Source organism: Streptomyces sp. a15 (assembly GCF_059026085.1).
The window spans coordinates 1-1536 of the sequence record NZ_JBWLKM010000223.1 but is presented as its reverse complement, the minus strand read 5'-3'; the positions used below and the strand labels follow the sequence as shown (position 1 = coordinate 1536).

Annotated in this window: 1 protein-coding gene; it reads left to right on the top strand. The window is 60.3% G+C overall.

Going from position 1 to position 1536, the window contains the following annotated elements:
- Positions 1 to 170: 170 nt before the first annotated feature.
- The gene (gene ltrA / locus AC5P09_RS51755; protein WP_493880600.1) at positions 171 to 1424 is read left to right on the top strand and encodes a group II intron reverse transcriptase/maturase; all 1254 of its coding nucleotides are present in this window, start codon (positions 171 to 173) and stop codon (positions 1422 to 1424) included.
- Positions 1425 to 1536: the final 112 nt, after the last annotated feature.

Here is a 1536-nt window from a genome sequence, read left to right as displayed (position 1 = left end):
CGACTCGTCCAGGCCAGCGTGAAGAAACTCGTCAATAACAACTCGAAGTAACGCAATCAGGATCACGAGACACTAGTGATGAAGTCTCTGTAATGGAGACGGAGCGAAGGGGCCGGGTCATCCGTGGCTGTGTTCGTTCGATCAACCGGGTGTGTCCTGGGAGGAGTCGGGTGGGCGAGCTGAAGTCGCCAGGGAAGTCGTTTGAGATCTCGAAGTGGGAAGTATGGGAGGCATGGGAGAAGGTCAGGGCAAACAAGGGGGCGCTGGGTGTAGATGGCTGCTCGATCGAGGACTTCAAGAAGGATCTGAAGGGTAATCTCTTCAAGATCTGGAACCGAATGTCCTCGGGCAGCTACTTTCCGCCCCCGGTGCGAGCGGTGGAGATTCCGAAGCCGCATGGCGGTGGCACCAGAATTCTCGGCGTTCCCACGGTCGCGGACAGAATTGCACAGACGGTAGTGGCCGCCCGTTTGGAGCGCGAGGTGGAACCGAGGTTCCATCCGGACTCCTATGGGTATCGGCCCGGACGGTCGGCACTGGACGCGGTGGAAAAGTGCCGAGAACGCTGCTGGAAGAAGGACTGGGTCGTCGACCTCGACATCCAGAAGTTCTTCGACAGCGTCCGCTGGGACCTCATCGTCAAGGCTGTGGAAGCGCACACCGACGCCGTTTGGGTGAAGTTGTACGTCCGGCGATGGCTGGAAGCACCGCTTCAACTACCCGATGGCACCTTGCAGATGCGAGACCGGGGGACCCCGCAAGGGTCATCGGTTTCGCCCGTGCTGGCGAATCTGTTCCTGCACTACGCGTTCGACATGTGGCTGGCTCGGGAGTTCCCGAACGTCCCCTTCGAACGCTACGTGGATGACGCGGTCGTGCACTGCGTCAGCGAACGCCAGGCCAGAATACTGGTGGAGGCGATCGGGAACCGGATGGAAGAGGTCGGGCTGCGTCTGCATCCCGACAAGACCCGGATCGTCTACTGCAAGGACGCGAACAGGCGGGGCTCGTATGAGCACACAGCGTTCACGTTCCTGGGGTTCACGTTCCGCGCTCGCACGGCGCGCAGCAAGCATGGGGTGACATTTCCGTGCTTTCTGCCTGCGATCAGCAAGGACGCCCTGAAGAGGCTCAGTTCCGAATTGCGCGGGTGGCGGATCCACCGGCGCACGGGTCACACCTTCGCTCAACTCGCACGCATCATCAACCCGATCGTGCGAGGGTGGATCCAGTACTACGGAGCGTCCTATCACTCCGCGTTGAAACCCCTCCTGCGGCGCATCAACGCCTACCTGGTGCGCCGGATCCGCAGAAAGTACAAACGGCTGGCAGGGTTCAAGAAAGCCAAGGACTGTTTCCAAGGGATCACACGGCGATACCCAGGAATGTTCGCGCATTGGCGCCTGTGCCGTAATTTCTGGTGATCAGGGTGACAAGAGCCGTGTAACGGGAGACTGTTACGCACGGTGTGCGCCGTGAGGCGCTTTGTTGTATCCCCGACGCAGTCGGGAGGAACTTGGAGGGAGGTTCTTGGGT